Origin of the sequence: Streptomyces niveiscabiei, assembly GCF_001419795.1 — a bacterium.
Classification (GTDB): domain Bacteria; phylum Actinomycetota; class Actinomycetes; order Streptomycetales; family Streptomycetaceae; genus Streptomyces; species Streptomyces niveiscabiei.
Window position 1 is genome coordinate 1 of the sequence record NZ_LIRL01000872.1, and the last position, 5,600, is coordinate 5,600.

General features: G+C 71.9%; 6 protein-coding genes and 2 pseudogenes. 3 read left to right on the forward strand and 5 right to left on the reverse strand.

Annotated elements, in window-relative coordinates:
* Positions 1-160 precede the first annotated feature (160 nt).
* Positions 161-601, reverse strand: a pseudogene (locus AOK24_RS52875) (ABC transporter permease); the annotation flags it as partial.
* Positions 553-1,200, reverse strand: coding sequence for an ABC transporter permease (locus tag AOK24_RS52880; RefSeq protein ID WP_055724154.1), 648 nt, complete (start codon positions 1,198-1,200; stop codon positions 553-555). The gene AOK24_RS52880 and the pseudogene AOK24_RS52875, both read right to left, overlap by 49 nt.
* Positions 1,201-1,579: 379 nt before the next feature.
* Between AOK24_RS52880 and AOK24_RS35895 the strand changes: the two genes are divergently transcribed.
* The 3 genes from AOK24_RS35895 to AOK24_RS35900 are packed head-to-tail and all read left to right on the forward strand — an operon-like array spanning position 1,580 to position 3,771.
* Complete coding sequence (locus tag AOK24_RS35895) at positions 1,580-2,275, forward strand: hypothetical protein (RefSeq protein WP_240554276.1); 696 nt, start codon at positions 1,580-1,582, stop codon at positions 2,273-2,275.
* On the forward strand, positions 2,176-2,577 hold the full coding sequence (locus AOK24_RS51570; protein ID WP_240554277.1) for a YdcF family protein: 402 nt from the start codon (positions 2,176-2,178) through the stop codon (positions 2,575-2,577). Before AOK24_RS35895 ends, AOK24_RS51570 begins: the two co-directional genes overlap by 100 nt.
* Before the next feature lie 57 nt (positions 2,578-2,634).
* Positions 2,635-3,771 (forward strand): VanZ family protein, encoded by a 1,137-nt coding sequence (locus tag AOK24_RS35900; protein ID WP_240554278.1) that lies wholly within the window; start codon positions 2,635-2,637, stop codon positions 3,769-3,771.
* 133 nt (positions 3,772-3,904) lie between these two features.
* Here the strand turns inward: AOK24_RS35900 and AOK24_RS48880 are convergent, their stop codons facing one another.
* The 3 genes and pseudogenes from AOK24_RS48880 to AOK24_RS51575 all read right to left on the reverse strand — a co-directional run.
* Positions 3,905-4,045, reverse strand: a complete 141-nt coding sequence (locus AOK24_RS48880) for a hypothetical protein (RefSeq protein ID WP_159052101.1) — start codon at positions 4,043-4,045, stop codon at positions 3,905-3,907.
* Complete coding sequence (locus AOK24_RS35905) at positions 4,042-5,415, reverse strand: NtaA/DmoA family FMN-dependent monooxygenase (protein ID WP_055724156.1); 1,374 nt, start codon at positions 5,413-5,415, stop codon at positions 4,042-4,044. Before AOK24_RS35905 ends, AOK24_RS48880 begins: the two co-directional genes overlap by 4 nt.
* A 20-nt stretch (positions 5,416-5,435) precedes the next feature.
* Positions 5,436-5,600: pseudogene (locus AOK24_RS51575) on the reverse strand (LLM class flavin-dependent oxidoreductase); the annotation flags it as partial.

Sequence of the window (5,600 nt, forward strand, 5' to 3'; positions counted from 1 at the left end):
GCGAGGGCCGCACCGGCGGGGGCGAGGGCCGCACCGGCGAGGGCGAGGGCCGTGGCCGGGGAGGGCTAGGGCCGTGGCCGGGAGGCCGTGGGTCGCCTGGCCGCCTGTGCGGGAGGCGCGTCGGTGTGGGGGTCGGTCGTCCGGTCGCCCTGGCCTCCGGCTACTCGGCCTTGATCGCGGTGAGCATGTTCAGCCGGGCCGCGCTGCGGGCGGGCCATATGGCGGTCAGCGGGCCGATCAGCGCCGCCAGCAGCAGGAAGAGCCCGAACCTCTCCCACGGCAGCACCAGCGCGTACCCGGGGATGTCCGCCTTCGTGATCGCGCAGACGGCCCAGCCCAGGAAGGCTCCGAGCCCGATCCCGACGACGGCGCCGAAGACGGAGATGACCACGGCCTCCAGCCGGATCATCAGCCTCACGCCCCGCCGGTCGAGCCCGACAGCGCGCAGCATGCCGACCTCCCGCCGCCGTTCGAAGACCGACATCGCGAGGGTGTTCACCACTCCCAGCACGGCGATGACGAGGGAAAGCGCGAGCAACCCGTACGTGACGTTCAGGGCCGTGTCGACGCCCCCGTTGAAGTGGGCGCGGATGTCGTCCCGGCCGCCGTGTCGGCCTTCTCCTGGGCGAGTTGCCGGCCGGTGCGGGCCTGCGTGTGGTCCGGGAGCAGTGTGCCGACGGCGGCGGCGAGTTCGGTGCTGGAAGTGCCCGGGGCGGCGGTGACGGTGACGGACCGGTAGACGCCCGGCCGCAGGAAGAGCCGCTGGGCGACCGGGGTGTCGAACAGCACCAGGCTGCCGCCCTCGGCCACCGTGGTGGCCTCGGTGGTGAAGACGCCGGAGAGCTTGTACGGCTTGGCCGGACCCGTGAGGGCGACGGGCACGGTGTCCCCGACGGCGTAGCCGCCCTTGTCGGCGATGTCCCTGTCGAGCGCGACCTGTCCGGCCCCGGTGGGGCCGCTGCCGTCGGTGAACGTGTATAGCTCGTCCTCGCCGCCCTTCCCCGGCGCGAAGTTGGCGCCCTCGTCGAGCATGCCCGCGCCGACGATCCCGCCGTTCCGGTCGGCGACGGAGGCCAGTCCGTCCACGCGCCCGGCGGCTGCGGCGACGCCGTCGAGCCGGGCGATCTCCTCGACCGTCCGGCCGCTGATGCCGGGGAATCCGCCGGACTCGTCGGCCTGCGCCTCGACCTCGACGTCCACTCCGTCCGCCGGTGAGGAATCCGCGGAGAGGAATCCGTAGCGGGCTCTTCTCCATGATCCGGTTCGGGCGCATCCCGCGTATCGGCCGAAGAGCCGACCCCCTGAGAGTGACGCGACCCGCCGTCACGTCACTCTCAGGTATGCCATCGCGTCAACTTCCAGGCTGACGCCCGGTGGAGACCGCCCGGAAACCCGGGGGCGATGCGGGGGTTGGCCTCCCTCCCAGCGGGGAGCGGCGCCTCCCGGGGGCAGGGCTCCGCACCGTCGCCGACTCGGTCATTCGGCCGATGCAGGGCCGCGCCGGGCGGTGCGACGCTCGTCTCCTCGGGCGGGGATCTCCCCCACGGCCCGCTCAGTCGACCGGCAAAGGGCCCGACGCATGATCGTCTTCGCTCCCGCAGGCTTTTTCCTCCTGGTGTTCGCCTGCGGTTTCCTGTACGACCGACGACTCGTCCGCAACGGCGTCCACCTCTTCCTCGCGCTCCTCTTCCTGGCCCTGGGCCTGCTGTACAGACTGGCCTCGGTGTCCTCGACGTCGGCCCTGGTCCTGGTGTCGGTGCTCTGGCTCCTGCTGGTCCTGCTGCCCTTCGTGCTGGCGGTCTTCCTGATCGTGAACGGGGTGACGATGCTGCGTCGCGAGGGCAGGAGCCTGGCGAACCTGCTGTCCCTCGCGGCCGGTGCGGGCATCCTGCTGTTCGTCGCGCTGAAGGCGCTGGCCGACCGCACCCGCTGGGAGTCGCTGGGGACCGCGGTGAACGCGGCGGGCTTCGTCCTCGGTTACGTGTCGCTGCTGTTCGCGTGCTTCCTGCTCTACTCGTTCGTCTACGGCAGGATCCGGCATCGGCGGGCCGTCGACTTCGTCGTGGTGCTCGGCTGCGGGCTCGTCGGGGGTTCGCGGGTCCCGCCGCTGCTGGCCGGCCGGCTGGACCGGGGCGCGCCGCCTTCGACTCCCAGCGGGCCGCGGGCCGGGAGACGATGCTGCTGGTGTCCGGCGGCCAGGGACCGGACGAGGACCTTCCCGAGGCGCGGGCGATGGCCGACCACCTCGTCGCGGCCGGCGTGCCGGCCGACCTGATCCTCGTCGAGGACAGGTCCCGCACCACCCGGGAGAACCTGCGGTTCAGCAAGGCGCTGATGCGGGCCCGCAAGCCGGACCACCGGGCGCTGGTGGTGACCAACGACTTCCACGTCATGCGCGCCGCGCAGATCGCCCGCAGGGAGAAGGTCGAGGCGCAGGTCGTCGGCGCGCGGACGGCCCGCTACTTCTGGCCGAGCGCGACGATCCGCGAGTTCGTCGCGGTCTTCCTGTCGCACCGGGTCCTGAATCTCGGCTTCTGCGCGCTTCTGGCCGTCATCGGCTCGCTCCGCCCGTACTGATCCGCTTTTCGTGTGCCGGTGTCGACCGAGGGCACGGTGCTGAGAGGAATACCGCTCATGAATACCAGGGTGGAACCGGCCGTCTGGGCCGCCCTGCTGATGTCCGTGGCCGCGTTCGTGCTGTTCGTGCCCTATATCGCCGTGCGGTACCGGCGGCGCGGCGAACTGGGCCTGGGCAACCTGGCGTTGGCGTTCGCCGGGCCCCTCTACGGTCTGGCGCTGTTCTTCTACGTGTTCGCCCCGTTCCCGGCCGTCGGGTCGGATTTCTGCGCCACCATCGGGGTGCGCCGGCCGCAGGTGATCCCCTTCCATTTCCTGCACGACATGGGGAGGCCGGCCGCCGGCAGCGGTCCCACGGCGGTGCTGCACGACCCCGCCCTGACTCAAGTGCTGCTGAACGTGGCGCTCTTCATCCCCCTGGGCATGTTCGTCCGGTACCTGTTCGGGCGCAGCGTGCCCGTCACCGCCGTCATCGGCCTGGGTGTGTCCCTGCTGATCGAGACGACGCAGCTGACCGGGGACTGGTTCATCTACCCGTGCGCGTACCGGCTGTTCGACGTGGACGACCTGATCGCGAACGGCTTGGGGGGCCTGCTCGGCGCGCTGGCCGCCCCGCTGCTCAGTGCCGTGCCCGGCCAGCGCGTCCACGCCGAACCCGGCGAGCCGCGCCCCGTCACCTGGCGCAGGCGGCTGCTGGCGTCCGTGTGCGACCTCATGAGCTTCGGGTTCCTGTACGTGCTGGCGGTCGCGGGCTGCGCGGCGCTGATGTGGGTGTGGCAGGGGGGTCTGTCCGCCGGTGGGGCTCCCGCGTACTCGTCCTTCTTCTTCGACCCGGCCGTCGAGCGGGTCGGGTTCTGGGTGCCGTGGCTGGTGCTCACGGTCGGTTTCCCGCTGGCGGGCGGCGGGGCCGGTCTCGGGCAGCGGATCGTCAGGCTGCGGGCGGTCACCGCCGACGGGCGCCGGGCGGCGGTGTGGGCGCGGCTCGTACGCGGGCTGACGGGTGTCGGCGGGTTCCTCCTCCTCAACCACGTCGAGTCGTTGTCCGGTCCCGCCATCGGCCTGGCGGCCGTCTCGCTCGTCGCGCTGTTCAGGACGTCGCGGCATCGGGGTCTCTCCTACGTCTGCGCGAGGCTGACGCTGGAGGACTCCCGCAGGGTGGCGGGGCATACGGCGCCGAGGGAACTCGTGCGGTGACGCGACGCGTGGACGGCCGTCCTGGGGGTCTGCCGGCACGGATGGCGATCGGTCGTTCGGCAGGCCCTGGAAGAGCCCGCCGAAACGGCCGGTGCCCTGCGCCTGTGCCAGGACGGGACGTGGCCTCCTTCTGTCAGGCGGCGGCCGGGACGGGTGCCCGGTCGAACGGCGGGTCGGGGACCTCCTTGCGCCGGACGTTCGCGACCTGGCCCTTCGGGACGCCGGTCGCGGGGTCGGGGCGGTGGACGGTGAGGGTGATCGCGGGGAACCTCACGAAGCGGCCCGGGTGTCGCGCGCCTCGTCGGGGTGGGCGAGGCCGAGGTGGTCGCGCAGGGTGGTGCCCTCGTAGTCGGCGCGGAAGACGCCCCGTTCCTGGAGGATCGGGACGACCTTGTCGGCGAAGTCGTCGAGTCCGCCGGGGGTGATGTGCGGGACGAGGATGAACCCGTCGGCGGCGTCGGTCTGGACGTACTCGTCGATGGTGCGGGCGACGGTCTCGGGGGTGCCGACGAAGTTCTGCCGGTTGCCGGTCTCGATGACGAGGTCGCGGATGGACCACTTGTTGGCCTCGGCCAGCTCCCGCCACTCGCGGGCGGTGGCGAGCGGGTCGCGGTACATCCTGACCTGTGCGCGGCCCCGGGAGATGTGCTCGGCGCTGACGTCGGGATCGATCTCGGGCAGCGGCCCGTCGGGGTCGTACGCGGAGAGGTCGCGGTTCCAGACGAACTCCAGGTGCTTGAGCGCGGTGGCCCCGCTGACCTGTTGCCGGCGCACCTCCTTCGCGGCAGCCTCGGCCTCCTCGTCGGTGTCGCCGAGGACGAAGGTCGCGGCGGGCAGGATCAGCAGCTGGTCGGCGCGGCGGCCGTACTTGGCGAGGCGGCTCTTGACGTCCGCGTAGAACGCCTGGCCCTGTTCCCGTTGCGCGTGCCTGCTGAAGATGGCGTCGGCCTCGGCGGCGGCGAACTCGCGGCCCTCCTCGGAGTCCCCGGCCTGGAAGATCACCGGGCGGCCCTGGGGGCTGCGCGGGACGTTGAACCGGCCGTGGATGTCGAAGTGCTGTCCGGTGTGGACGAAGGAGCCGGCCCGCGCGTCCCGCAGGAAGGTGCCCGTGGCCTGGTCGGCGAGGATCTCGTCGCCCTGCCAGGAGTCGAAGAGTTCCTGGGTGGTGGCGAGGAACTCCTTGGCGCGGGAGTAGCGCTCGTCCTGCGGGAGGAATCCGCCGCGCCGGAAGTTCTCGCCGGTGAACGCGTCCCAGGAGGTGACCACGTTCCACGCGGCGCGGCCTGCGGAGAGGTGGTCGAGGCTCGCGAACTGCCGGGCCACTTCGTACGGTTCGTTGAACGTCGAGTTGATCGTGCCGGTCAGGCCGAGCCGGTCGGTGACGGCGGCGAGCGCGGCCAGGACGGTGAACGTGTCGGGGCGGCCGACCACGTCGAGGTCGTAGATCTTGCCACCCTGTTCGCGCAGGCGCAGGCCCTCGGCGAGGAACAGGAAGTCGAACTTGGCGCGTTCGGCGGTGCGCGCGAAGTGCGCGAAGGAGCTGAACTCGATGTGGCTGCCCGCCTGCGGGTCGCTCCAGACGGTGGTGTTGTTGACCCCGGGGAAGTGGGCGGCGAGATGGATCTGCTTCAGCGGCTTGCTCATCGTCGGTCTCTTCCTCGCGCTCAGACGGCTGCGTAACGGTTGGCGGGACGCGTCAGGCCGAGCAGCCCGCGCAGGGTGTCGGCCTCGTACGCGGTACGGAAGGCGCCGCGCCGCTGGAGTTCGGGGACCAGGCCCCGGGCGATGGCCGGCAGGTCGTGTCCGGCGACGGCGGGGCGCAGCCGGAA

What these genes read in the sequence shown, in the direction of transcription:
- AOK24_RS35895 (WP_240554276.1), top strand. Translation starts at nt 1,580, where the DNA reads ATGATCGTCTTCGCTCCCGCAGGCTTTTTCCTCCTGGTGTTCGCCTGC.
- AOK24_RS51570 (WP_240554277.1), top strand. Translation starts at nt 2,176, where the DNA reads ATGCTGCTGGTGTCCGGCGGCCAGGGACCGGACGAGGACCTTCCCGAG.
- AOK24_RS35900 (WP_240554278.1), top strand. Translation starts at nt 2,635, where the DNA reads ATGAATACCAGGGTGGAACCGGCCGTCTGGGCCGCCCTGCTGATGTCC.
- AOK24_RS35905 (WP_055724156.1), bottom strand. Translation starts at nt 5,415, where the DNA reads ATGAGCAAGCCGCTGAAGCAGATCCATCTCGCCGCCCACTTCCCCGGG.